Genomic DNA, 21937 nt, shown 5'->3' with positions numbered 1-21937 from the left:
CGTTCCGGTTAATTTAGCGTTTTCTACCCTACCGCTGCAGTAACCTTGCGCCGCGACCTCTCGATCGCGGAAAAACGCTTCAGGAAGGCATTCTGTGCCCAGGTTACCGAGCGCGGCGTGAAATCGAAGCGCTCGGCATTGAAGCCGCGCGGACGGCCGAAGAACTCGGTCGCCTCGGCGGTCGAAAAACCGGCGAGCAGCGTTGCCTCGAAATAGGCGGCGATCTGGTCCGCGCGCTTGATCTCCTTGCGCAGGCCTGCACCTGGTTCTGGCGGCAGCGAGAAGCGCAGATGAATGGCGCGCTGCAAGCGCAGTTCACAGTCCTTGTAGCTGCCGCCCATCACCGACTTGAACGGCGAAATCATGTCGCCGATGACATATTCGGGCGCATCGTGCAGCAGCGCCATAAGCCGGGCGTCCGCCGGCGCCTCGGGCATCAGGTCGCAAAACAGCGCTTCCACCAGCAGCGAATGCTGCGCGACCGAGAAGGCGTGCTCGCCGCGGGTCTGGCCGTTCCAGCGCGCGACGCGGGCGAGCCCATGGGCGATGTCCGATATCTCGATGTCGAGGGGCGAGGGGTCGAGCAAGTCCAGCCGGCGGCCGGACAGCATGCGCTGCCAGGCACGTGCCGGCGCACCGATGCGGTCGGCCGCCATCAGGCCTCCTCCGTGCCGACGGCTTCCTGGGGAAAGCTGAATTTGGCGAAAGGTGGAATGGCCACCGTAACCGGCACGTCTCCGGCCAGGATCGGCTGGCCGGCGTCGAGCGCTGTCTTGACCCTGTCGATACGGATGATGCCGAGGCCGATCGTGCCGGCATTCGAGCCGAGCGTCCCCACAGATCGCCCGTCGACGGTCAATTCGACGCCGGCATCAGGCAAGGCCCGTTCGGCCCTGACGATCAGCACCCGCCGCCTTGCCGTGCCGCGATGCTGCATGCGCGAGACGACCTCCTGGCCGACATAGCAGCCCTTCCTGAAACCGACGCCACCGGTCTCGTCGAGCAGCACGTCATGCGGGAAGGCGTCGCCGAGCTGGTAGTCGGTGCCGCTCTCGGCAATGCCATGCGCGATGCGCAAGGCCTGCCATGCGGCGCCGTCGTCAGTCTCTCGAGCGCTGCCATAGGAGCGGGTGACGCTTTCATCGCGAAAGCGCCGGTCGGCCAGCACGGTTGAATCCTTTTGTGAGGGAGCTGACTCATTTCCCCAGGCAATGGAGACAAACGTCTGTTCGGATTTGGCAATCTCGACCTTGGCGCGCAACTTGTACAGCATCAGCCGGCGTACGAAATCGTCAGCGACGTCAGCGCGGCATTCGAGGCGGAACGCGTTTTCGCCGGCCCGTGAGATCAGGAAGTCAAACAGGATCTTGCCCTGCGGCGTCAAAAGCGCGCCCGGTTTTGCCTCGCCGGCGCCGAGCGCGTCGAGATCGGTGGTCAGGATGTTCTGCAGGAAGTGTTCGGCATCAGGGCCGGAGATTGAGATGAGTGCGCGGTCTTTCAGCAGGGCAAAGGGCATGGGGCGGATAAAAGCCTGATCTTGCAAAACGGTTGGCCATTACGTAAGCCGCTGACACTCCCCCCGCAAGAGATCGATCAGCATGGCCAACACCTACGACCTCATCCTGACAGGCGGCATGGTCGTCAACCATGACGGCGAGGGGCAACGCGATGTCGGCGTGAAGAATGGGCGCATCGCCGCCATCGGCGATCTGCGCCAGGCCTCCGCCGGTGAGACGATCGACTGTCGGGGGCTGCACATCCTGCCAGGCGTCGTCGACAGCCAGGTGCATTTCCGCGAGCCGGGACTGGAGCACAAGGAGGACCTGGAGACCGGATCTCGGGCGGCGGTGCTCGGTGGCGTCACCGCCGTGTTCGAAATGCCCAACACCAATCCGTTGACCACCAGCGAAGAAATGCTTGCCGACAAGGTCCGGCGCGGCACCGGCCGTATGCACTGCGACTTCGCCTTCTGGGTCGGCGGCACGCGCGAGAACGCCAGGGATGTGGCCGAACTCGAGCGCCTGCCGGGCGCTGCCGGGATCAAGGTCTTCATGGGCTCGTCCACCGGCGACCTGCTGGTCGAGGACGATGAAGGCGTCGCCTCGATCCTCAGGAACACCCGCCGCCGCGCCGCCTTTCATTCGGAAGACGAGTTCCGGCTGCGCGAACGCCTTGGCGAGCGCATCGAGGGCGATCCTTCATCGCATCCGGTCTGGCGCGACGAGATCGCCGCCTTGCGCTGCACCGAGCGGCTGGTGCGCGTCACGCGGGCCGCCCGTGCCCGGATCCACGTCCTGCACATCTCCACGGCCGAGGAGATATTGTTCCTCGAACAGCACAAGGATGTCGCCACTTGCGAGGCGACACCGCACCATTTGACACTGTCGGCGCACGACTACAAACGGCTCGGTACACTGATCCAGATGAACCCGCCCGTCCGTGCCCCGCGCCATCGCGACGGCGTCTGGCACGGCATCGCGCAAGGCATTGTCGACGTACTCGGTTCCGACCATGCCCCGCACACATTGGCCGAAAAAGCAAAACCCTATCCGGCATCGCCCTCGGGCATGACCGGGGTGCAGACGCTGGTGCCGATCATGCTCGACCACGTCAACACCGGCAGGCTGACCTTGCAGCGCTTCGTCGATCTTTCAAGCCACGGCCCGCAGCGCATCTTCGGCATGGCCAGGAAAGGCCGTGTCGCCGCCGGCTATGATGCCGATTTCACAATTGTCGACATGAAGCGGCGCGAGACCATCACCAATGCACAAGCCGGCTCGAAGGCCGGCTGGACGCCTTATGACGGCAAGAAAGTCACCGGCTGGCCGGTCGGCACTGTCATTCGAGGTCAGCGCATCATGTGGGAGGGCGAGATCGTGACGCCGGGCCAGGGCAGGGCAGTGGAGTTCTCCGAGGCGTTGCCCGCATAGCCATTTCACATCGTTGGATTTCTTAGGCACGATCCACTGAATTGAGTGGGGTTATGCGCACAGATATCACGCCAATGATTGTCCCCGCTGAGTTTCCGGAGCTACACGCACTCGTCTGGAGCCGCGATGCAACGCGCCCGATTCCTGCAGAGGAAGCTTTCGCCATCTACGAGCGAAACTGGCGGTTTGTCGATCAAAAGCGCCTTACAACATCTGAAAGGCTGCTTATCCGGAACCTGGCGGAAAAATTCGGCCAGGGCATTCTTTTGGCCACTGGCTGAGGTTTCGTTTCCTTCCTGATTTCTCCGCAACTGGAATATTCACAAGAACATACGCGAGCGGAAATCATGAAGGAATTCAAGAAGCCCGAACACCGGATCATCGCTGTCGAAGCCGTCCGAGATTTCCAGATCGATCAGTATGGTTTGAGGACAATCGTAAGATTGCAGGGCCAACCGATCAAATTCGAAGTAAAGGGCGCATCCAACTTCAAGGTCATATCGACAATGATCTAAAGGTGCCTGTCCTCGTTGCAGCGGACATGTTTGCCGAGAAGCTGCTGGCCAATGCCGATCGGTGTCAGGATCGCGCGACCGCGTATCGCGATGCCATCGATCTTGGGATCTTGATTGGCATCTATGGAAGGATCCCGGCGCAGGCTCGCGTCAAGGCGCAGACCGCCTACGGCCCTGATATCCAGAACAAGGTTGCCTGGGTCGCAAACAAGCTTCAGGACCAGGACGAGCTACGCAACGCTGCCGAAGTCCTGCAAATGAATCCCGACATGGCCGCAAAGGCGATCTCGGCTCTTCGGGATGAAGCTATCCGCCTATGGCCCGATGCAGGCATTCGCCGAGACGATCCGCACGAATAGGCACTCGCCTGCCCGACGTTTCAGTCGCCTGCGACGAAGAACGTCCATTGCCCAGCGGGCGTGATGCCGACGCGGTAGAAGATGTAGGCGCCAAACTGCTTCATATCGTCGAAGTCGCTCGCGGTGACGATCTTGAACAACTCGACCCGTTGCCTGGCGTCGAGCTTGTCCAGGGGCAGGGCGAAGAAATACGGCCAGACATAGAGCTCTTGTGGTGTCCCGGCATCGACATGGACATAGCCGGCATTGAGCACCTCCTCCAGTATGGCAAGAATCTCCTGGCCATCCTGGTCGCCGGAGAGTCCCTTGAGGAAGGTAATGGCGTCGCCATCTATGTCGGTCAGCGACAGTTGGGTCATGCCGTCGCCCTTGCCGATCAAAGGCCTCAGTCTTTCGATGTCGCCGCTCGCGCAGGCTTCGATGATCAGGTCATGCATGCGCCGCACCGGTTCGGGCAGCTTGCCGAGATCGTAGACGACCTCCGGTGTGGGCGCGTCGGGATCGACGCGCGGCCTGTTGGTGGCACCGTCGCCGTTCGGCGGGGTGACCGGCTCGGCCTTGTCCGGGGCGGTTGGCTGGCTGGTCGAAGATGGCGTTCCGACCGGATCGGGTATCGGCACGGTGCTTCCCGGCGACGATACGTCGTCGTCTACCATCGGTTGGACCGGCGACGGGAATTCTTCGCGCTTGATCTCGCTCAGCGCATAAGCGGGGCTGCTTGTCAGACACGCAACCAAGGGAATCGCGGCACTGCACGCGGCGAAACAGATGCAAAGGACCAAGCCGCGCGGCTTGCCTGACATCGAAAAATCCACTGCCCGTTTCTCCCTGCTTCCGGGCATGATGCCCGAGCGGCATTTGCCGTCAAAGAACCGGACGTCGGTTCAGTGCCGCAGCCGTTCGGGTTCGAAGGCGCCAGCAATCACCTTTTCACGCATGCGGTCGAGCAGGGCAAGGGCCGATGTCTCGCCGTTGGCGCGCAGCATTTCGCCGAACGCGGTTTCAAGCGCCGCTTCGGCGATGATCTCGGGTTCTATGCCTGCCGAAAGACCTTCGGCCCAGGCCTCGCTGTGGCTCTCCACCGCGGTCAGGCGCTTTTCTTCTCTGACCAGCGCGTCGATGTCGTTGACACCATGTTCCATAAGCGATGTCCACCCTTGCAAGCAGCGATCCGTCGATGGATCAGGCTTGATCTGTTCCGTTTACACGCAGCCGCAAATAAGTCTTTGTAAATACGACATTTTTTTGATCGTTCTTTACAGGAGGCCGGTTGCGCTTGCGAAGCTGCATTCAATCCTGCTCAAACTTAGCCGATTAGGCGTGCCTGCGGGGTGAAAACCTTCAGTTTGAGTTAATTCCACATACGCGCGCTAACGTTTCATTAACGCTGTTGCATAAGCGCAACAAGGATTGCACCATGACAGTTCTCGACACAAGCTGGATATGCTCGTAGCCGCCGGCAATGGACCGGATATCTGTTGATGAAGGCCGGATGCGCTCTTGCGAGGGCGCTTTGGGCGACATGCGCTAGTTGCCGTAGCGCGAGGCGATGTCGCGCGACAGGGTCTCGCCTTCCTTCATGTAGCGGCCGATGGCTTCGGTCGCCGACGCGGTGCATTGCGTGTAGGTGCCGCCGAATGAGCGGTAGCCGCGATTGAAGCTGGCGATGAAGCGGGCGCGCCGTTCCGGATCCGGGTTTTCCGATTCGAGCAGCTTCTGCATCTCGCCGCGCCACTGGTCGCCCTTTTCGCCGCACAGATTGCGCAGGAAATGCAGCGATCCCAGAACTTCCGCTAGCCGCATCAGCCCCGGTTCGAAGGGTGCCTCGGCGCTGAACGCCGGCCGTGCCGCCACGGTGCTGACGGCGAGGCATGTCGCGAGAAGGAGAGGAAGGCAACGCATAAGTCAATCTGGCCAAACAATTTGCCGCCTGCAAGGCGATTGTGCCGGGCGAATTCCGGATTTCAGGGGCGCTCAGGGTTTTGCGACGGCCGTCCGAGCAGTTCCTCGGCGACCGCGAGCACCGAGCCGGCAAGCGGCAGATCAGCCATTTCGACCAGCGTGTAGAAGGCGGCGGTCTCGGCGTCGTCGCTGGCCACGGCCTCGCCGCCGGCATGGACCGCACCGAACACCGTCAGCTGGTAGTCGACCGGGTGGCCGTCGAGCGTGCCGTCGAGGAGGATTTCGCGCAGCCGCCGATAGTTTTCGGCCTGCAATTGCGTCTCCTCCAGCAGTTCGCGCCGTGCCGCCTGTTCCAGCGTCTCACCGGCTTCGACCTTGCCGCCCGGGAACGCATAGAGCCCTTGCGAGGGTTGTCGCGCCCGCTTGACCAGAAGCACGGCGTCGCCGCGCACAACGGCGACCGAGACCGCGGGAATGACTTTTCGCACTTCGTCCATGGATATCCGATCACCCCGATTTCGGCAGCCTGTTGTGGACCGGCCGACGCCAGACAGCTTTAACGGTTGCAGTGCTGCTGTTCCATCGCCACTTTCTAGGCCGGACATCAGGATCGATAGACATGTGCGGACGCTTTGCCTTGACCGCGACACCGGACCAGACAGCCGCTTTCCTCGGCCTGGCGGAAGTGGAGCAGTTTCCTGCGCGCTACAATATAGCGCCGACGCAGCCGGTGCTGATGGCGATCTCAGGCCCGCCGCGAACGCCGGGTTCCAACCTGCCGGACCGCTGGCCGATGCTGGTGCGCTGGGGCCTGATCCCCGCCTGGGTAAAGGATGTCAGCGAATTTCCGCTGCTGTTCAACGCACGCTCCGAAGGCGTAATCGAAAAGGCTTCGTTCAAAGCCGCCATGCGTCATCGCCGGGCGCTGGTGCCGGCATCAGGTTTTTACGAATGGCGGCAGGCGCGGCCCGGAGAGGTGGGCGGCAGGAAGGGGCAGCCTTACTGGATCAGGCCGCGGCATGGCGGGCTGGTCGCCTTTGCCGGGCTGGTTGAAACCTATGCCGAACCGGGCGGCTCGGAGTTGGACACCGGCGCCATTCTGACGGTCGAGGCTAATGCCGACATCGCGCATATCCATGACCGCATGCCCGTGGTGATCGCACCTGAAGACTTCACCCGCTGGCTCGATTGCCGCGGACTTGAGCCGCGCGACGTCGCCGACCTGTTGCGACCGGCGCAGCGCGACTTCTTCGAAGCGATTCCGGTCTCCGACCTCGTCAACAAGGTCGCCAACACCGGGCCGGAGATTCAGGAGAAGGGGGAGATCGGACCCGAGCCCGAGAAGGTCAAGCGCCCGAAACCCGGCGCGGACGACAGTCAGATGACGCTGTTTTAGCAGGAACTCTGTTCGAGGTGCGGTATGGCGCCTCGTTCGGGCCCTTGGGCCGATCGCGCACTGCTTCAGGCAGCGCGGGGCGATACGATTTTCTGCACCGGCTTTTTCTTTTTCGCGGTGTGGAGCAGGGCGGCGACGATCGCGGCCGGGCCGATTGCGCGATAATGGTTTGCCAGCGCTGGTTGCTTGGCGCGGTTGGCTTCCTGCTTGCTTCGAGGCATGTGTCTCTTCCCAGATAACGTTTCCGTGTCTGCGTTTGGCGGCCGAATCCGACCAAATCGTGACGCAGGTTGATCTAGCCGGCGTATGTTTCATGACTGTGCCGACATGTTTAATAAAATGTTTCAGTGGCTGATTCCGTGTGATCGGGCGACGCATTTGCCAGTTCTGGCGTCGTTTTTCTCGGGATAAGCGACTTGACGGCAACACTGGCCAAGGCGATAAAGCCGCCTATGAAAACGTCTTTCGCCATTTGTGGCATTTGCATTATTGGCTAGCTTCGCGCTGGTCCGGACGTTTTCGCCTCATCTTCCCCTAGATTGGACAAACGCCCCGGCCAGCAGGCTGGAGTCCGTTTTGCGCCTCGGCGCGGAACTGGCTTCATCCAGGCAAAAGTTCTGAACCGGAAAGGCATGGAATGTCTGACGCATCGAAGGGCCTGCGCCTCTACAACACGCTGACGCGCGCGAAGCAGGATTTCGTCCCGATCGACGCGCTGAACGTGCGCATGTATGTCTGCGGTCCGACCGTCTACGACTTCGCCCATATCGGCAATGCCAGGCCGGTAATCGTCTTCGACGTGCTGTTCCGGCTGCTGCGCCATCTCTATGGCGAGACGCACGTCACCTATGTGCGCAACATCACGGATGTCGACGACAAGATCAACGCACGCGCACTGCGCGATTTCGGCAGCGAGATATCAGCCGGCAGACTGTCGCTCAACGAGGCGATAAGGCGGGTGACGGAGAAGACCGCGGGCCAGTTCCACAAGGACGTCGCGACGCTCGGCTGCCTGGAGCCGACAGTCGAGCCGCGCGCCACCGAGTTCGTCGAGCCCCGCGCCGACGGCAAGGCAGACATGATCACCTTGATTCAAAGCCTGATCAAACGCGGCCATGCCTATGTTGCCGCAGGCGAAGTGCTGTTCGACACCGCTTCGATGCCCGACTACGGCCAGTTGTCGAAGCGAAATCTCGACGAGCAGCAGGCGGGTGCTCGCGTTGCCGTCGACGCGCACAAGAAGAATCCTGGCGACTTCGTGTTGTGGAAGCTGTCGTCCCCGGAGGAGCCGGGCTGGCAGAGCCCGTGGGGCAGGGGCCGGCCGGGCTGGCACATCGAATGCTCGGCGATGTCCGCCGCCTACCTGGGCGAGGTCTTCGATATCCATGGCGGCGGTCTCGACCTGATCTTCCCGCACCACGAAAACGAGATCGCCCAGTCACGCTGCGCGCACGGCACCGATGTGATGGCCAACATCTGGATGCACAACGGCTTCCTGCAGGTCGAAGGGCAGAAGATGTCGAAGAGCCTCGGCAATTTCTACTCGATCAACGAGTTGCTGGAGACCGAAACATTCGGCGGCCGCAAATGGCCCGGCGAGGTGCTCAGGCTGGCGATGCTGATGACGCACTATCGCGAACCGATCGACTTTTCCGTGCGCAAGCTCGAGGAAGCGGAGAACACGCTGCGCAAGTGGAAACGCGCGGCCGATCTGGCGCCGGCGGTCGGGCAATTGCCGGCCGAGGTCGTGCAGGCGTTGTCGGATGATCTCGCCACCTACGCCGCCTTCCAGGTTTTGACCCAGTTGGCCGGCGAGGCGGTCGACTTCAGCGGCAATCGCGAAAACGCCGCAGCGGCCTCGCTGAAGGGTGCCCTTGCCTTCCTGGGTTTCGATGTCGGGGCGGCCAAGGTCGACGAGGCCGCGGTCGCCAAGGCGATCGCCAGGCGCCTGGAATTGATCGCCGCCAGGAATTGGGCCGAGGCAGACCGCATCCGCGATGAACTGCTGGCGCAAGGCGTGCAACTGAAGGACGGGAAGGACCCGGTCACGGGCGCGCGCGTGACAACGTGGGAGGTGAAGCGGTGAGGGTGGCTGCTCACACAGCAGGAATCGAGAGGGCAGCGCGAGGCGCCCTCAGAGGGGGGCGCCTCGCCGTGACCCATCATCCTGTATCTCCCCTCAATCGTGGCAACGCGCGCAAGATGCGAAAAGCTATGACCGATGCGGAACTGAAGCTTTGGAATGAGATACGCGCACACCGCCTCATGGGGCTGGCGTTTCGACGCCAAATGCCCATTGCCGACCATATCGTCGACTTTGCTTGTCCGAGCAAAAAACTGATCATCGAAATTGACGGTTCCCAACACGCCAGGGCCGAAGCCTCGGAGGCGGATGCGGCGCGTACCGCCAAGCTGGAAGCACTCGGCTGGATCATCCTGCGCTTCTGGAACGATGACGTGATCCGCGATATCGACAATGTCTGTCAGCATATCGTGATTGCGGCCGGCCTGGCCATCGCAGATGTGCCGGAGGAAGCACGGGAGGAGTTCGTTCCATGATCGACCATCTCGGCATCGACGTTGCCGATTTCGACGCTTCGAAGGCTTTCTATGACAAGGCGATGGCGCCGCTTGGCGCCTCGCTGCTCTATATGGTGCCGCTGGAATATACCGGGGGCGCCAAGGTCGGTGGCTACGGCCGCGATCGGCCGGTGTTCTGGCTCCAGGAAGGCAAGGCGGGGCAAAAGGCCAGCCAGCACGTCGCCTTCACCGCGCGCAGCCGCGCCGAGGTCGATGCTTTCCATGCTGCCGCTCTTGCCGCCGGCGGCAAGGAAAATGGCGGGCCGGGCCTGCGCCCGCACTATCATGCGAACTACTATGGCGCCTTCGTCTTCGATCCAGACGGCAACAATGTCGAGGCCGTCTGCCATGATGCGGAGTGACCTGCCATGAGCCTCGATAACCGGCCGGTTTACACCGGCGGCTGCCAGTGCGGCGCCGTGCGCTTTCGCGTGGAGGGCGCACTCGGCGATGCCTCGGTCTGCCATTGCCGCATGTGCCAGAAGGCGAGCGGCAATTTCTACCTTCCGCTGGTCTCGGTGCGCGGCGCCAAGGTGGACTGGACGCGCGGCGAGCCCAAGCGCTTCCGCTCGTCGAACGCTGCCTGGCGTGGCTTCTGCGCCGAATGCGGAACGCCGCTGACTTTCGAGGCGCCGGACGGCATGGCGCTTGCGATTGCCGCCTTCGACGCTCCGGCTGATATCGCGCCGACCATCCAATGGGGCACCGAGGCAAAGCTGCCTTACGTCGATTCCATTCCAAAGTTGCCGGGCGAGGATACGATGGCGGACATGGGTTCGGCCCCCTATCTGGCAGAGCTTGTCTCCTACCAGCATCCCGACCACGACACCGAGCAATGGCCGCCGGAGAAAACATCATGAGCGAGACCATTCGAACCGGCGGCTGCCAGTGCGGCGCCGTTCGCTTCCGCATCAAGGGCAAGCTTGGACGCCCGTCCATCTGCCACTGCCGCATGTGCCAGAAACAGTTCGGTTCCTTTTTCGGCGCTCTGGTGACGGCGCCGAAGGACGGCGTCGAATGGACCCGTGAGGAGCCGAGCTATTTTCAGTCCTCGGTCAACATCGATCGCGGTTTCTGCGCCCGCTGCGGCACGCCGCTGACCTACCGCCAGCCCGGCGGCCTGGAGATCGCCATCGGCGCCTTCGACGATCGCTCCGACCTGGCGCCGCAGATCCAGGTCAATTACGCCGCGCGGCTGCCTTGGGTGGAGACGATCTTCGATCAGCCCGTCCACCAGGATCCAGACTATTACGCAAGGCAGGAGCAGATCATCTCCTTCCAGCATCCCGACCATGAAACGACGGACTGGCCGTCCAAAGGTTTGCAACTATGAGCTCTGAACTGCGCACGCTTTATCCCGAGATCGAAGCCTTCGAGAGCGGTATGCTCGACGTCGGCGACGGCCACCAGGTCTATTGGGAACGCTCCGGCACCAAAGGCGCCAAGCCGGCGGTGTTCCTGCATGGCGGGCCGGGCGGCACCATCTCGCCAAAGCATCGGCGGCTGTTCGATCCCGCTCTCTACGACGTCATCCTGTTCGACCAGCGCGGTTGCGGCAAGTCGACGCCGAATGCCTCGCTGGAGGCCAACACCACGTGGCACCTGGTCGCCGATATCGAGCGCCTGCGCGAAATGGCCGGCTTCGATAAATGGCTGGTCTTCGGCGGCTCCTGGGGTTCGACGCTGGCGCTCGCCTATGCCGAGACGCACCCGCAACGCGTCAGTGAGCTCGTTGTGCGCGGCATCTACACGCTGACTCGCCCCGAGCTCGAATGGTACTATCAGTTCGGCGTCTCCGAGATGTTTCCCGACAAGTGGGAACGCTTCCTGGCGCCGATCCCCGAGGCCGAGCGCGGCGACATGATGGCGGCCTATCGCAAGCGGCTGGTGGGCTCCGACCGAAACGCGCAGATCGAGGCGGCCCGCGCCTGGAGCCTGTGGGAGGGCGAGACGATCACGCTTTTGCCCGAGCCGGAGACCAGCGGACCGTTTGGTGAGGACGACTACGCTATCGCCTTCGCCCGCATAGAGAACCACTACTTCGTCCATGCCGGCTGGCTGGAGGAGGGGCAGTTGCTGCGCGATGCCTGGAAGTTGAAGGACATTCCCGGCACCATCGTCCACGGCCGCTATGACATGCCGTGCCCGGCACGCTACGCCTGGGCGCTGCACAAGGCCTGGCCGAAGGCGGACTTTCACCTGATCGAGGGCGCCGGCCATGCCTATTCCGAGCCGGGTATCTTGGACCGGCTGATCCGGGCCACGGATGGGTTTGCGGGGAAAAACTGATGTCGGCGCTCACCCCCCTCTGGCCTGCCGGCCATCTCCCCCTCAAGGGGGGAGATTGGCCATCACCCAGGGTTTCGCAAATTTTCAGCGCCGCAGGTGATGGCGGGACATTCGAACTGCCGATCTCCCCCCTTGAGGGGGAGATGTCCGGTAGGACAGAGGGGGGCGTTCAAGCGCCCACAGGACGATGAAAAAGCAACGCCTCTACCTCTTCGACACAACCCTTCGCGATGGTCAGCAGACGCCCGGCATCGACTTCTCGGTCGAGGACAAGATCGCTATCGCCAAGCTGCTCGACGAATTCGGCCTCGACTATGTCGAGGGCGGTTACCCCGGCGCCAACCCGACCGACACGGCCTTCTTTAGGGAAAAGCGCACCGCGCAGGCAAAGTTCGTCGCCTTCGGCATGACCAAGCGGGCGGGGGTGTCGGCTTCCAACGATCCTGGACTTGCCGCACTCGTCCAGTCGCGGTCGGACGCCATCTGCTTCGTCGCCAAGAGCTGGGACTATCATGTTCGTGTGGCGCTCGGCTGCACCAACGAGGAGAATCTGGAGTCCATCAAGGCTTCGGTAGAGGCCGCCATTGCCGCGGGGAAGGAGGCAATGGTCGATTGCGAGCATTTCTTCGACGGGTTCAAGGCCAATCCGGACTATGCGCTGGCGTGCGCCAGGACCGCTTATGATGCCGGCGCGCGCTGGGTGGTGCTGTGCGACACCAATGGCGGCACGCAGCCCTCGGAAGTACGCGCAGTCGTGGAAAGGGTCGTCGCCGCGGGCATTCCCGGTGACCATCTCGGCATCCATGCCCATGACGACACCGGCCAGGCGGTGGCGAATTCGCTGGCCGCGGTCGAAGCGGGCGTGCGCCAGATCCAGGGCACGCTGAACGGCATTGGCGAACGCTGCGGCAATGCCAATCTGATCTCCATCGTGCCGACGCTGGCGCTGAAGCCGGCCTTCGCCGATCGTTTCGAGACGGGGATTTCCGCCGAGGCGCTGACTGGCATTTCGCGCCTGTCGCGCGCCTTCGACGAACTCTTGAACCGCGCTCCGGAGGCGCAGGCGCCCTATGTCGGCGCTTCCGCCTTCGCCACCAAGGCCGGCATCCACGCTTCGGCGCTCGCCAAGGAACCTGCGACCTACGAGCATGTGCCGCCGGAAGCGGTTGGCAACCGCCGCCGCGTCATGGTCTCCGACCAGGGCGGCAAGGCCAATTTCCTGGCCGAGCTGAAGCGGCGCGGCATCGATGTGCCGAAGGACGATCACCGGCTCGACGCATTGATATCGGTGGTCAAGGAGCGCGAAGCCTCCGGCTACGCCTATGAGGGCGCCGACGCCTCCTTCGAGCTCCTGGCGCGCAAGATGCTGCACGGCTTGCCCGAGTTCTTCCACGTCACCTCGTTCCGTTGCATGATCGAACGCCGCTTCGATGCCAATGGCCAGTTGAAGACGGTGTCGGAAGCGGTGGTCAAGGTGCTGGTCGAGGGCGAGGAGAAGATGTCGGTGGCCGAGGGGCACGGCCCCGTCAATGCGCTCGACATCGCGCTGCGCAAGGATCTTGGCAAATACCAGGGCGAAATCGCCGATCTGGAACTCGCCGACTTCAAGGTGCGTATCCTCAATGGCGGCACCGAAGCGATCACTCGCGTCCTGATCGAATCGCATGATACGACCGGTGCCCGCTGGTGGACGGTTGGTGTTTCCGAAAACATCATCGACGCCTCGTTCCAGGCGTTGATGGATTCCATTATCTACAAGCTGATGAAGAACCGGGACATGGCGGGTCTGGTGGCGGCGGAGTAAGTTTGAACCATCAGCGAAAGTCCGTTGATCCATCAGAACTTTGCGATGGTCTTGCCAAGGTTACTGGGCCATAGCGTTGGGCCATGGCCGCTGAAGCAATTACCCAGGACGCAGTTTCAAAAGCCCGCCGCGGCTTCCTGCTGGCGCTGGGTGCCTATCTCTTGTGGGGGCTGCTGCCTTTCTACATGAAAGCGGTTGCGCATCTGCCGCTTGCCGAGGTGATCGCCCACCGCATCGTCTGGTCGGTGCCGATCGCCGCCGCGGTTCTGGTCTGGGCCGGCCGCACGGCGGATTTCAAGGCGGCAATCCGCTCGCCCCGCACCATCGCCATGGCGGCGCTGACGGCGGCGCTGATCTCGGTCAATTGGGGCGTCTACGTCTGGGCGATCGCCGTCGACCGCACTGTCGAGACCGCCCTTGGCTATTACATCAATCCCCTTGTCAGCGTCGTCGTCGGCGCCCTGCTGCTCGGCGAGCGGCTCGACCGGCTGCAGATCGCGGCCGTGGTGCTTGCGGCGATCGCGGTCGCCGTGCTGACGATCGAGGCTGGGAAGTTGCCATGGGTGTCGCTGGCGCTGGCCTTTTCCTTCGCCGCCTACGGCTTCTTCCGCAAGACGCTGCCGATCGGCCCGAGCCAGGGTTTTCTGCTTGAAGTGCTTCTGTTGTCGGTGCCGGCCTTGGGTTATATCGCTTGGCTGATCGCCACCGGCCAGGACCATTTCGTTTCCGGCAACGGCGTCGATACGGCGTTGCTGGCCGGTTGCGGGCCGGTGACTGCGGTGCCGCTGCTGCTGTTCGCATTCGGCGCCAGGCTTTTGCGTCTCTCCACCATAGGCATCATGCAATATATTGCGCCGACCATTGTGTTCCTGATCGCCGTGCTGATCTTCAAAGAGCCGTTCGACACCACCCAGGCTGTCGCCTTTGCCCTGATCTGGGCGGCGCTGGCCATGTATTCCTGGTCGATGCTGGCGACGGCGCGCCGGGCTACATCTGCCCGAGCCGCCTGACGAAGAGATAGGTCGCTCCGGCGATCAGCATCGAAACCGCGGTCACCACCCAGAAGCCTATCGGCGTGTTGACCAGCGGCAAGCCGCCGACATTCATGCCGAACAGGCCCGAGATGATCGTCATCGGCAACAGCACAGCGGTCATCACCGACAGCACATAGAGCAGCCGGTTCGACTGCGTCGTCAGCTTGGCCATCAGCTCGTCCTGCAACAGCCTGGCGCGCGCCTGCAACTGCTCGCCATCATAGTGCAGCGTCTGCGCGCCGTGCGAAAGCCGTGCTGCCATGTCGTTGATCGAATCGGGCAGGTCGTTGCGGTGCGAATGGTCGAGATGGCGAAACAGATTGGTCAGCGTCGCCATCTGCCGGTGGATCACCACCAGGTGCCGGCGCGCATCGACGAGCGCCTGCCGCTCATTGTGCCATGCGTCGCAGACGATGCGGTCCTCGATGCCGTCGAGACTGTCGCCAAGTGCAGCGAGTTCAACCGCCATGCCGTCGAACGACTGGCCCACGACCGCCTCGATCAGCTCGGCCGGCGAGCGGAACTTGCGCGAGCCGTTCTCGATCGCCTTGCGGATGTTGTCGACCGACTGCAAGGGTTTCTTGCGGGCGCCGACCAGCATGGTGTCGTTGAGGGCGAAACGGAAATGGCCGAGCCCGCCGGCTTCCGCCGAGTAGTCGTGGCGCAGGTCCGGCAGGTCGCCATAAAGCCAGTCATCCTCGAGGTCGATGTGGCAGCCATGGCTGGCGGACAGGAAGGCCTCGCGCACGGGCGCCGGCAGGGCCTGTTCGGCGGCGATCTCGTGGCGTGCGCGCATGTCGGAAAGCTGGTAGCTGCGCCACGTCCATTGCGCGCCGGCGGCATCCTTGGTGCGCAGGCCGTCGGCGGTGAAATGATAGATGAAGAACAGCCCATGCTCGTCTGGCAGGTAGGGCGACAGGTCGGTGCCTTCCGGGGCGAGAGCAGTATCCATGGTAGTGCCGGATGCATATTTCGAGCATGGCACCGCGTGGCGGCGCGTGATCGCAACATCTAGCACGGGCGGCGGGGTTTCGTGTGACGGTTCCTTGACAGCCGATCACACTCTCTCGAGCGGCCGCGTCAGTGCGGCCGCGCCTTTCGCCGCCACCGCATTGCGACTGCCACACTTAGCGCTTCGGACCGAACCCGGGATAGGGGTTCAGCGGCACGATTGCGGCAATGTCCATCATGCCGGCCTTGACCAGCGGCAAGCTGCCGAGATGACTGCGCACGTCGGCATCGCTGGCCGCCTCGAACATCATGCCGCTCCCGGGCAAGTCGCCACGGTTCCAGACCTGGCGAACCGCACCCTGGGCGTAGAGCGTGCGCCGCTGCTCGGCCTCGCCGGGTAGCAGCGGCGCGAAATCGGCGTCGGTGAACTTTTCGGTGTTGCGGGTGAGGAGGGCAAAGAACTGCATGTCGGTCTCCTGTTTGTCAGCGGTTGATGGCGGCAGGTATCGCGCTGGATGGTCAGACTGTCCAAGACTGATTAGGCTAAAGTTGAGACATTTGGAGACTTGATGCCGCGGAGCAAAAAATGTTCGACTTGCGCCAGATCCGATATTTCGTCGCCGTCGCGGAAACCGGCAATGTGGGTCGCGCCGCCGAGCTGCTGCATATTTCGCAGTCGCCGCTGAGCCGGCAGATCATGCAGCTTGAACAGCAGCTTGGCGTGACCCTGTTCGAACGGGTAAAACAGCGCGTCCATCTCAATGCCGAGGGCCGCGCCTTTCTCGCCGAGGCCCGCGCGCTGCTGTCGAACGCGCGCCGGCTGGAGGAACTTGGTCGAAACCTTGCCAGCGGGTCTGTCGGGCGTCTTGCCATCGGCTATGTCGAAGGCGCCGTGCACGCCGGGCTTGTCGCCGCGATGCTGCGCCAGTTCCGCCGCGACCGGCCGGATTTTCATCTCCAGTTGAGAAGCCTGCGCTCGGCGGCGCAGATCGAGGCGCTGCGGCAGCGGTCGCTGGATCTGGGCCTGGTCTATTCGCCGCCCGCCGCGGACGATCCCGATGTCGCCAGCATGCCGCTGCGCCACGAGCCGCTGGCGCTGGCGATGCCCGAAGGCGATCCGCTCGCCGAAGTGGCCGATATCCAGCCGCACCATCTCGACGGCCGCGTCTGGATCACCGTCGTGCGCCAGCCCGACGACACCAATCGCGGCCAGTTCCTGGCCGCCTGCGCCAAGGCGGGTTTCCTGCCCGATATCGCCTATGAGACGGCGGACCCGTTGACCTCGCTCGGCCTTGTCAGCGCCGGCCTCGGTCTTGCCACCGTCCAGTTGAGCCTGCGCATCGCCGCGCCGCCCGGGATCCTGTTTCGGGACCTGCCATGGTTCGAGCGCAAGGTCTCGATCCATCTCGCCTGGCGGCGCCAAGATCGGCGGGCGGTAATCGCTGATCTGCGGCAGGCTGGGAGTAGGGCAGTAGGGCAGTAGGTGCTGTCTTCGCTTATTCCCCTACTCCCCTACTCCCCTACTCCCCTACATCTTGTCTATCACCGCCTGCACGCCCTCCGTCGGCGCATCGACCGAGGAGCCTGCCACCATGATGGCGGCCACGATTGCCTCGGGGTCATTGACGACCAGCGGCTTGACCCGCTGTGCGGTGTGAATGAAGCCTTCGGTTGCCATATGGTCGATAAGCGCCAGCATCGGATCCCAGAATCCGCCGACATTGCCGAAGACGATCGGCTTGCGGTGATGGCCAAGTTGCGCCCAGGTCATGACCTCGACGATCTCCTCGACTGTGCCGATGCCGCCCGGCAATGCCACAAAGGCGTCGGATTTCTCGAACATCTTATGTTTGCGCTCGTGCATGTTTTCGGTGATCACGAGCTCGTCGAGCCGGTCTAGCGCGGTTTCGGTTGCTTCCCTGTTGATCAGGAAGCGGGGAATGATACCGGTGACCTTGCCGCCGGCCTTGAGCGCGCCTTCAGCGACGGCGCCCATGATGCCTTTGGTGCCGCCGCCATAGATCAGCCTGAGGCCGGAGCGCGCAAGCGATCGCCCGAGCAGGTGACCAGCCTTGGCATAGGTTTCATCGCGGCCCGGAGACGAGCCGCAATAGACGCAGACGGATCGAATCGTATTCATGCCGATGATTGGTGATTGGGTCTGAAAGCGCGGTCAAGCCCTAAGCGCCGAGAAGTCCGGGCTTTTTCTTGTCGGTGATGGTAAAACAGGCTAGACCGGCGTTAGGTGGCTAAGGGGCAGGGAAGTAGATGGCGATCAATCCGTTGAAGGCGTTTCTGTTCGCGGCGGGTGGGACCGTCGCGGTTGCGGGAACCGCCTATGTGTCGGGCGCGCTCGACCCATATTTCAATCGCACGCCGCCGGCGGACGTCGCGGCGCAGGCTCCGCCTGTGGCGCCGAAGCCGGCCAATCCGGGCACGGAAGCGCGGCTGCCGCAGGCCGCGGTACCGGCCGCTCCCACCTCGGAGGCAACCGCGCCTGCCGTCGCGGGTCCGATCGCCCCGACCTTCGACGTGGTGCGCGTCGAAGGCGATGGTTCGATCGTCGTCGCCGGCAATGCCGCGCCCAATTCAAAAGTCGAGATCCTCAACGGTTCGACCGTGATCGGCTCGACGGTCGCCGGTCCGGATGGCGCCTTCGTCATCGTGCTCGATGATCCGCTGAAGCCCGGTGACTATACGATTGCCTTGCGCTCCACCGCCGGCGATGTCGTGACCGCTTCCGCCCAGACGGCCGTCGTCTCCATCCCCGCCAATGCGAGCGGCCAGGTGCTGGCCATGGTCGAGGAACCGGGCAAGCCGGCCGAACTGCTGACCGTACCCCAGCCGCAGACAACACCGGAAGCGCCTGCAGCCGCGGCTCCGGCGCCAGGCACGTCCGCCGCCATCGAAACAACGCCTGCTCCTGCGGCGCCGACAACGCCGCCCGCGCCCTCCGTGGCCGAACCCAAGATCGTCGTCGAAGCGGTCGAGATTGACGGCAGCAAGATCTTTGTCGCCGGCCTCGCCGACCCGGGCCGCAAGGTGCGCGCCTATGCCAACGATATCCTGCTTGGCGAAGCGCAGGCATCGCCGGATGGCCATTTCCTGGTTGAGGCGAGGCGGGACGTGCCGGTCGGCAGTTACACCATCCGTGTCGATGGGCTCGATGCCGACGGGGTGAAGGTGGTGGCCCGCGCCGCCGTGCCGTTCGAGCGCGAACCGGGCGAGGCGGTCGCCGCCGTCGCGCCTGCCGAATCCAAGGCGGCCGATGTAAAGCCTGCCGAACCGTCGGCTGCCGCTGAAGCGCCCGCCGCTGTCGCGCCCAACCCGGCGGAACCGGCTCCGGCCGATGCAGCGGCCACGCCGCCTTCCGATGTGGCCGAGACCGTTTCACCTAAGCTCGAACATGCCAACGGCGCCGTAATCATCCGCCGTCACGACACGCTGTGGCGGATTTCGCGGCGCGTTTACGGTTATGGCATGCGCTACTCGACCATCTATCTCGCCAACCAGGACCAGATCCGCAATCCCGACCGCATCTGGCCGGGACAGGTGTTCAAGGTCCCGCCTCGGTCGAAGGAAGGTGAGGCCGCCGACCTCAAGGCGATGGGTGACCAGATGACGACGCATTCGGCGAAGACGGAGTAGGCAAGCGTCCGCGGGGCGGCTGCAAGCCGCTCCGCAGCCGATCCTTCGCAACCTCCGCCTGCAATCTCCCCATCCGGCCAGCTTGCCTCGTCACCGTTCATCGTCTATCGCCGATGAACGATGACCGAATCCCTGCCTGAACCGGACCGCGCGACGAGCGCGCCAACATCTTGCACCACCGACAGCCACTCCATCGCTGCCCGCCTCGCCGCGCTCTCGCACCCTGCGCGCATCGAGATCCTGAAACGCCTGTCCGCCAGCGGTTTCTGCTGCTGTCGCGACGTCGTCGACCATCTCGATCTCGCCCAGTCGACCGTCTCGCAGCATCTGAAGATCCTGGTCGAGGCGGGGCTGGTGCGCTTCGCGCCTGACCGCCAGCGCTCGCGCTACGAGGTCGACCACGCCGCGCTTGCCGGCGTGTCGGCTTCGCTGAGCGCGCTCGTCGTTTCCTGCTCGACCAGCCGCTGACCCTCTCACCCAAAAGGCAAGAAAAGTGGCCGAAAAAACCGTCTCCGCCGATTCCCCGACCTTCAAGACGCTGCTTAACCTCTGGCCCTATATGTGGCCGGCGGACCGTGCCGATCTGCGGGCGCGGGTCACCTGGGCGACAATTCTGCTGGTGGTTGCCAAACTGACATTGGTCGCGGGACCCTATTTTTTCAAATGGGCGACCGACGCCTTGGCCGGCGACGGCAAATCGACGCCGCCGCTGCCCGCCTTCCTGCTCGCCCCGGTCATGTTGGTTGTCGCCTACAATGTCGTGCGGCTCGTGCAACTCGGCTTCAACCAGTTGCGCGACGCGCTGTTTGCCCGCGTCGGCCAGTACGCGGTGCGCCAGCTTGCCTTCCGCACCTTCGTCCACATGCACCAGTTGTCCCTGCGCTTCCATCTCGAGCGGCGCACCGGCGGCCTGTCGCGCATCATCGAGCGCGGCACCAAGGGCATCGAGACGATCGTGCGCTTCATCATGCTCAACACGGCGCCGACCATCCTCGAATTCGCGCTGACCACGGGCATCTTCGCCTACACCTATGGCTGGAAATACGTAGCCGTGGTGGCGGTCACCGTCTGGCTCTATGTCTGGTTCACGGTTCGCGCCAGCGACTGGCGCATTTCGATCCGCCGCGACATGAACGACAGCGACACCGACGCCAACACCAAGGCGATCGACTCTCTGCTCAACTTCGAGACGGTTAAATATTTCAACAACGAGGCCATGGAGGCGGAGCGCTTCGACCGCTCCATGGCGCGTTACGAGATGTCGGCGACGAGGATCTGGACCTCGCTCGGCTGGCTGAATTTCGGCCAGGGCGTCATCTACGGGCTGGGCACGGTCATCGTCATGTGCATGTCCGCGCTCGAAGTGCAGCGCGGTACGCAGTCTGTCGGTGATTTCGTCTTCATCAACGCCATGCTGATGCAACTCTCGGTGCCGCTCAATTTCATCGGTTTCATCTACCGCGAGATTCGCCAGGGCCTCACCGATATCGAGCAGATGTTCGACTTGCTCGACGTGCCGCAGGAGATCGTCGACAAGCCCGGTGCCAGGCCCCTTGCGATCGAAGCCGGCAAGGTCGAATTCCGCGACGTGCATTTCTCCTATGATCCGAACCGCAAGATCCTGAAAGGCATCAGCTTCGAGGTGCCGGCCGGCAAGACGGTCGCCATCGTCGGTCCTTCGGGCGCGGGCAAGTCGACCATCTCGCGGCTGCTGTTCCGCTTCTACGACATCCAGTCGGGCCAGGTACTGATCGACGGCCAGGATGTCAGGGAGGTGACGCAGGAGAGCCTGCGTGCGGCGATCGGCATGGTGCCTCAGGACACCGTGCTGTTCAACGACACCATCGCCTACAACATTCGCTACGGCCGCATCGGCGCCAGCGAGGAGGAGGTGCGCAAGGCGGCCGAACTCGCCCAGATCGGCCCCTTTATCGAACGGCTGCCCGAAGGCTACCGCTCGATGGTCGGCGAGCGCGGTCTGAAGCTTTCCGGCGGCGAGAAGCAGCGCGTGGCGATTGCCCGCACCATCCTCAAGGCGCCGCCGATCCTGATGCTCGACGAGGCGACCTCGGCGCTGGACAGCCATACCGAACAGGAGATCCAGGCCGCGCTCGACCTGGTCAGCCGGGGCCGCACCACGATCGTCATCGCCCACCGGCTGTCCACGGTGATCACGGCCGACGAAATCATCGTGCTCAAGGACGGCCAGATCGCCGAACGCGGCACCCATGCCGATCTGATGCGCAAGCACGGGCTTTACGCCTCGATGTGGGACCGCCAGCGCGAGGCGACCGAAGCCGAGGAGCGTCTGCGCATCGCTCGCGAAAGCGACGAACTGGGCATAGTGGTGCGCAGGCGCACGTCGGAGCTGTCTTAGCGGCCGCTTTCCTTCTCCTCGTGGAAGAAGGTGGATCGGCGCATAGCGCCGAGACGCTTGAAGGGTACTGGCGCCGTATTTGCCAAGCTGGAACACCCTTCCCCATTGTCGCGTTGCGGGCAGAGGGTGTTTCGGTTATTGAGGCCGGACCT

The 21937-nt window shown here is 63.4% G+C and carries 26 protein-coding genes; 16 read left to right on the top strand and 10 right to left on the bottom strand.

Translation table 11 applies throughout. From position 1 onward, the window contains the following. Positions 1-23 precede the first annotated feature (23 nt). Positions 24-656, bottom strand: a complete 633-nt coding sequence (locus LB533_RS10615) for an HD family hydrolase (protein ID WP_140637537.1) — start codon at positions 654-656, stop codon at positions 24-26. Then, positions 656-1516 carry a YgfZ/GcvT domain-containing protein gene (locus LB533_RS10610; RefSeq protein WP_140637538.1) on the bottom strand — a complete coding sequence of 287 codons (861 nt, stop codon included), beginning with the start codon at positions 1514-1516 and terminating at the stop codon, positions 656-658. The genes LB533_RS10615 and LB533_RS10610 overlap by 1 nt, the downstream gene beginning before the upstream one ends. Positions 1517-1598: 82 nt before the next feature. Here LB533_RS10610 and LB533_RS10605 point away from each other — a divergent pair, with 82 nt between their 5' ends. The 3 genes from LB533_RS10605 to LB533_RS10595 all read left to right on the top strand — a co-directional run bounded on the left by LB533_RS10605 (position 1599) and on the right by LB533_RS10595 (position 3804). After that, the gene (locus tag LB533_RS10605) at positions 1599-2930 is read left to right on the top strand and encodes a dihydroorotase (protein ID WP_140637539.1); all 1332 of its coding nucleotides are present in this window, start codon (positions 1599-1601) and stop codon (positions 2928-2930) included. A gap of 53 nt (positions 2931-2983) precedes the next feature. Continuing rightward, complete coding sequence (locus LB533_RS10600; protein WP_140637540.1) at positions 2984-3211, top strand: hypothetical protein; 228 nt, start codon at positions 2984-2986, stop codon at positions 3209-3211. Between the two features lie 236 nt (positions 3212-3447). Continuing rightward, positions 3448-3804, top strand: a complete 357-nt coding sequence (locus LB533_RS10595; protein ID WP_348641682.1) for a nucleotidyl transferase AbiEii/AbiGii toxin family protein — start codon at positions 3448-3450, stop codon at positions 3802-3804. Positions 3805-3824: 20 nt separating this feature from the next. On the opposite strand, the gene LB533_RS10590 is transcribed toward LB533_RS10595, so the two are convergent. The 4 genes from LB533_RS10590 to LB533_RS10575 form a co-directional block, all read right to left on the bottom strand. Next, complete coding sequence (locus LB533_RS10590) at positions 3825-4619, bottom strand: hypothetical protein (protein ID WP_181169225.1); 795 nt, start codon at positions 4617-4619, stop codon at positions 3825-3827. Between the two features lie 69 nt (positions 4620-4688). Continuing rightward, a complete protein-coding gene (locus LB533_RS10585; RefSeq protein WP_008874920.1) occupies positions 4689-4946 on the bottom strand; it encodes a hypothetical protein in 258 nt (85 codons plus the stop codon). Between the two features lie 385 nt (positions 4947-5331). Then, positions 5332-5706 (bottom strand): TIGR02301 family protein, encoded by a 375-nt coding sequence (locus LB533_RS10580; RefSeq protein WP_140637542.1) that lies wholly within the window; start codon positions 5704-5706, stop codon positions 5332-5334. Positions 5707-5768: 62 nt separating this feature from the next. After that, entirely contained in the window at positions 5769-6203 is a 435-nt protein-coding gene (locus LB533_RS10575) for an NUDIX hydrolase (RefSeq protein ID WP_140637543.1), read from the bottom strand. Between the two features lie 122 nt (positions 6204-6325). On the opposite strand from LB533_RS10575, the gene LB533_RS10570 reads away from it, so the two are divergent. Next, complete coding sequence (locus LB533_RS10570) at positions 6326-7102, top strand: SOS response-associated peptidase (RefSeq protein ID WP_140637544.1); 777 nt, start codon at positions 6326-6328, stop codon at positions 7100-7102. 65 nt (positions 7103-7167) lie between these two features. Here the strand turns inward: LB533_RS10570 and LB533_RS10565 are convergent, their stop codons facing one another. Further along, a complete protein-coding gene (locus LB533_RS10565) occupies positions 7168-7323 on the bottom strand; it encodes a hypothetical protein (protein WP_140494544.1) in 156 nt (51 codons plus the stop codon). 416 nt (positions 7324-7739) lie between these two features. Between LB533_RS10565 and cysS the strand changes: the two genes are divergently transcribed. From cysS to rarD, 8 genes are all read left to right on the top strand, one after another. Continuing rightward, positions 7740-9188 (top strand): cysteine--tRNA ligase, encoded by a 1449-nt coding sequence (gene cysS / locus LB533_RS10560; protein WP_224677140.1) that lies wholly within the window; start codon positions 7740-7742, stop codon positions 9186-9188. A 68-nt stretch (positions 9189-9256) separates the two neighbouring features. Further along, positions 9257-9661 (top strand): endonuclease domain-containing protein, encoded by a 405-nt coding sequence (locus LB533_RS10555; protein ID WP_281407096.1) that lies wholly within the window; start codon positions 9257-9259, stop codon positions 9659-9661. Further along, a complete protein-coding gene (locus tag LB533_RS10550) occupies positions 9658-10044 on the top strand; it encodes a VOC family protein (protein WP_140637546.1) in 387 nt (128 codons plus the stop codon). The genes LB533_RS10555 and LB533_RS10550 overlap by 4 nt, the downstream gene beginning before the upstream one ends. Before the next feature lie 6 nt (positions 10045-10050). After that, positions 10051-10542 carry a GFA family protein gene (locus LB533_RS10545; RefSeq protein ID WP_140637547.1) on the top strand — a complete coding sequence of 164 codons (492 nt, stop codon included), beginning with the start codon at positions 10051-10053 and terminating at the stop codon, positions 10540-10542. Further along, on the top strand, positions 10539-11015 hold the full coding sequence (locus LB533_RS10540) for a GFA family protein (RefSeq protein WP_140637548.1): 477 nt from the start codon (positions 10539-10541) through the stop codon (positions 11013-11015). The genes LB533_RS10545 and LB533_RS10540 overlap by 4 nt, the downstream gene beginning before the upstream one ends. Further along, on the top strand, positions 11012-11971 hold the full coding sequence (gene pip, locus LB533_RS10535; RefSeq protein WP_140637549.1) for a prolyl aminopeptidase: 960 nt from the start codon (positions 11012-11014) through the stop codon (positions 11969-11971). Before LB533_RS10540 ends, pip begins: the two co-directional genes overlap by 4 nt. 187 nt (positions 11972-12158) lie before the next feature. Then, positions 12159-13775: a citramalate synthase gene (gene cimA, locus LB533_RS10530; RefSeq protein ID WP_224556809.1), complete on the top strand. Its 1617-nt coding sequence runs from the start codon at positions 12159-12161 to the stop codon at positions 13773-13775. 83 nt (positions 13776-13858) lie between these two features. Next, on the top strand, positions 13859-14785 hold the full coding sequence (gene rarD / locus LB533_RS10525; protein WP_140637553.1) for an EamA family transporter RarD: 927 nt from the start codon (positions 13859-13861) through the stop codon (positions 14783-14785). Here the strand turns inward: rarD and LB533_RS10520 are convergent. Together LB533_RS10520 and LB533_RS10515 are read right to left on the bottom strand one after the other, a co-directional pair. After that, positions 14763-15761 carry a transporter gene (locus LB533_RS10520; RefSeq protein ID WP_140637554.1) on the bottom strand — a complete coding sequence of 333 codons (999 nt, stop codon included), beginning with the start codon at positions 15759-15761 and terminating at the stop codon, positions 14763-14765. The genes rarD and LB533_RS10520 overlap by 23 nt on opposite strands. A 175-nt stretch (positions 15762-15936) precedes the next feature. Continuing rightward, positions 15937-16227, bottom strand: coding sequence for a muconolactone Delta-isomerase family protein (locus LB533_RS10515; protein WP_140637556.1), 291 nt, complete (start codon positions 16225-16227; stop codon positions 15937-15939). 119 nt (positions 16228-16346) lie between these two features. Here LB533_RS10515 and LB533_RS10510 point away from each other — a divergent pair, with 119 nt between their 5' ends. Further along, positions 16347-17243 (top strand): LysR substrate-binding domain-containing protein, encoded by an 897-nt coding sequence (locus LB533_RS10510; protein WP_140637558.1) that lies wholly within the window; start codon positions 16347-16349, stop codon positions 17241-17243. A gap of 45 nt (positions 17244-17288) precedes the next feature. Here LB533_RS10510 and LB533_RS10505 read toward each other — a convergent pair whose 3' ends face one another. Further along, positions 17289-17900, bottom strand: a complete 612-nt coding sequence (locus tag LB533_RS10505) for a TIGR00730 family Rossman fold protein (protein ID WP_140637560.1) — start codon at positions 17898-17900, stop codon at positions 17289-17291. 128 nt (positions 17901-18028) lie between these two features. Between LB533_RS10505 and LB533_RS10500 the strand changes: the two genes are divergently transcribed. The 3 genes from LB533_RS10500 to LB533_RS10490 all read left to right on the top strand — a co-directional run bounded on the left by LB533_RS10500 (position 18029) and on the right by LB533_RS10490 (position 21785). Further along, a complete protein-coding gene (locus LB533_RS10500) occupies positions 18029-19408 on the top strand; it encodes a LysM peptidoglycan-binding domain-containing protein (protein WP_140637562.1) in 1380 nt (459 codons plus the stop codon). Between the two features lie 120 nt (positions 19409-19528). Further along, positions 19529-19876 carry an ArsR/SmtB family transcription factor gene (locus LB533_RS10495; RefSeq protein WP_140637564.1) on the top strand — a complete coding sequence of 116 codons (348 nt, stop codon included), beginning with the start codon at positions 19529-19531 and terminating at the stop codon, positions 19874-19876. A 25-nt stretch (positions 19877-19901) separates the two neighbouring features. Further along, positions 19902-21785 carry an ABCB family ABC transporter ATP-binding protein/permease gene (locus LB533_RS10490; protein WP_140637565.1) on the top strand — a complete coding sequence of 628 codons (1884 nt, stop codon included), beginning with the start codon at positions 19902-19904 and terminating at the stop codon, positions 21783-21785. The last annotated feature ends 152 nt before the right edge of the window (positions 21786-21937 follow it).

This window comes from Mesorhizobium sp. BR1-1-13 (assembly GCF_020165515.1).
GTDB lineage: Bacteria > Pseudomonadota > Alphaproteobacteria > Rhizobiales > Rhizobiaceae > Mesorhizobium.
This window is presented reverse-complemented; position numbering and strand designations above follow the sequence as displayed.

Excerpts from the sequence above, each read along its gene's own strand:
- LB533_RS10615 (WP_140637537.1), bottom strand. The coding sequence starts at position 656 with ATGGCGGCCGACCGCATCGGTGCGCCGGCACGTGCCTGGCAGCGCATG.
- LB533_RS10610 (WP_140637538.1), bottom strand. The coding sequence starts at position 1,516 with ATGCCCTTTGCCCTGCTGAAAGACCGCGCACTCATCTCAATCTCCGGC.
- LB533_RS10605 (WP_140637539.1), top strand. The coding sequence starts at position 1,599 with ATGGCCAACACCTACGACCTCATCCTGACAGGCGGCATGGTCGTCAAC.
- LB533_RS10600 (WP_140637540.1), top strand. The coding sequence starts at position 2,984 with ATGCGCACAGATATCACGCCAATGATTGTCCCCGCTGAGTTTCCGGAG.
- LB533_RS10585 (WP_008874920.1), bottom strand. The coding sequence starts at position 4,946 with ATGGAACATGGTGTCAACGACATCGACGCGCTGGTCAGAGAAGAAAAG.
- LB533_RS10580 (WP_140637542.1), bottom strand. The coding sequence starts at position 5,706 with ATGCGTTGCCTTCCTCTCCTTCTCGCGACATGCCTCGCCGTCAGCACC.
- LB533_RS10575 (WP_140637543.1), bottom strand. The coding sequence starts at position 6,203 with ATGGACGAAGTGCGAAAAGTCATTCCCGCGGTCTCGGTCGCCGTTGTG.
- LB533_RS10570 (WP_140637544.1), top strand. The coding sequence starts at position 6,326 with ATGTGCGGACGCTTTGCCTTGACCGCGACACCGGACCAGACAGCCGCT.
- LB533_RS10565 (WP_140494544.1), bottom strand. The coding sequence starts at position 7,323 with ATGCCTCGAAGCAAGCAGGAAGCCAACCGCGCCAAGCAACCAGCGCTG.
- cysS (WP_224677140.1), top strand. The coding sequence starts at position 7,740 with ATGTCTGACGCATCGAAGGGCCTGCGCCTCTACAACACGCTGACGCGC.
- LB533_RS10550 (WP_140637546.1), top strand. The coding sequence starts at position 9,658 with ATGATCGACCATCTCGGCATCGACGTTGCCGATTTCGACGCTTCGAAG.
- LB533_RS10545 (WP_140637547.1), top strand. The coding sequence starts at position 10,051 with ATGAGCCTCGATAACCGGCCGGTTTACACCGGCGGCTGCCAGTGCGGC.
- LB533_RS10540 (WP_140637548.1), top strand. The coding sequence starts at position 10,539 with ATGAGCGAGACCATTCGAACCGGCGGCTGCCAGTGCGGCGCCGTTCGC.
- pip (WP_140637549.1), top strand. The coding sequence starts at position 11,012 with ATGAGCTCTGAACTGCGCACGCTTTATCCCGAGATCGAAGCCTTCGAG.
- cimA (WP_224556809.1), top strand. The coding sequence starts at position 12,159 with ATGAAAAAGCAACGCCTCTACCTCTTCGACACAACCCTTCGCGATGGT.
- rarD (WP_140637553.1), top strand. The coding sequence starts at position 13,859 with ATGGCCGCTGAAGCAATTACCCAGGACGCAGTTTCAAAAGCCCGCCGC.
- LB533_RS10520 (WP_140637554.1), bottom strand. The coding sequence starts at position 15,761 with ATGGATACTGCTCTCGCCCCGGAAGGCACCGACCTGTCGCCCTACCTG.
- LB533_RS10515 (WP_140637556.1), bottom strand. The coding sequence starts at position 16,227 with ATGCAGTTCTTTGCCCTCCTCACCCGCAACACCGAAAAGTTCACCGAC.
- LB533_RS10510 (WP_140637558.1), top strand. The coding sequence starts at position 16,347 with ATGTTCGACTTGCGCCAGATCCGATATTTCGTCGCCGTCGCGGAAACC.
- LB533_RS10505 (WP_140637560.1), bottom strand. The coding sequence starts at position 17,900 with ATGAATACGATTCGATCCGTCTGCGTCTATTGCGGCTCGTCTCCGGGC.
- LB533_RS10500 (WP_140637562.1), top strand. The coding sequence starts at position 18,029 with ATGGCGATCAATCCGTTGAAGGCGTTTCTGTTCGCGGCGGGTGGGACC.
- LB533_RS10495 (WP_140637564.1), top strand. The coding sequence starts at position 19,529 with ATGACCGAATCCCTGCCTGAACCGGACCGCGCGACGAGCGCGCCAACA.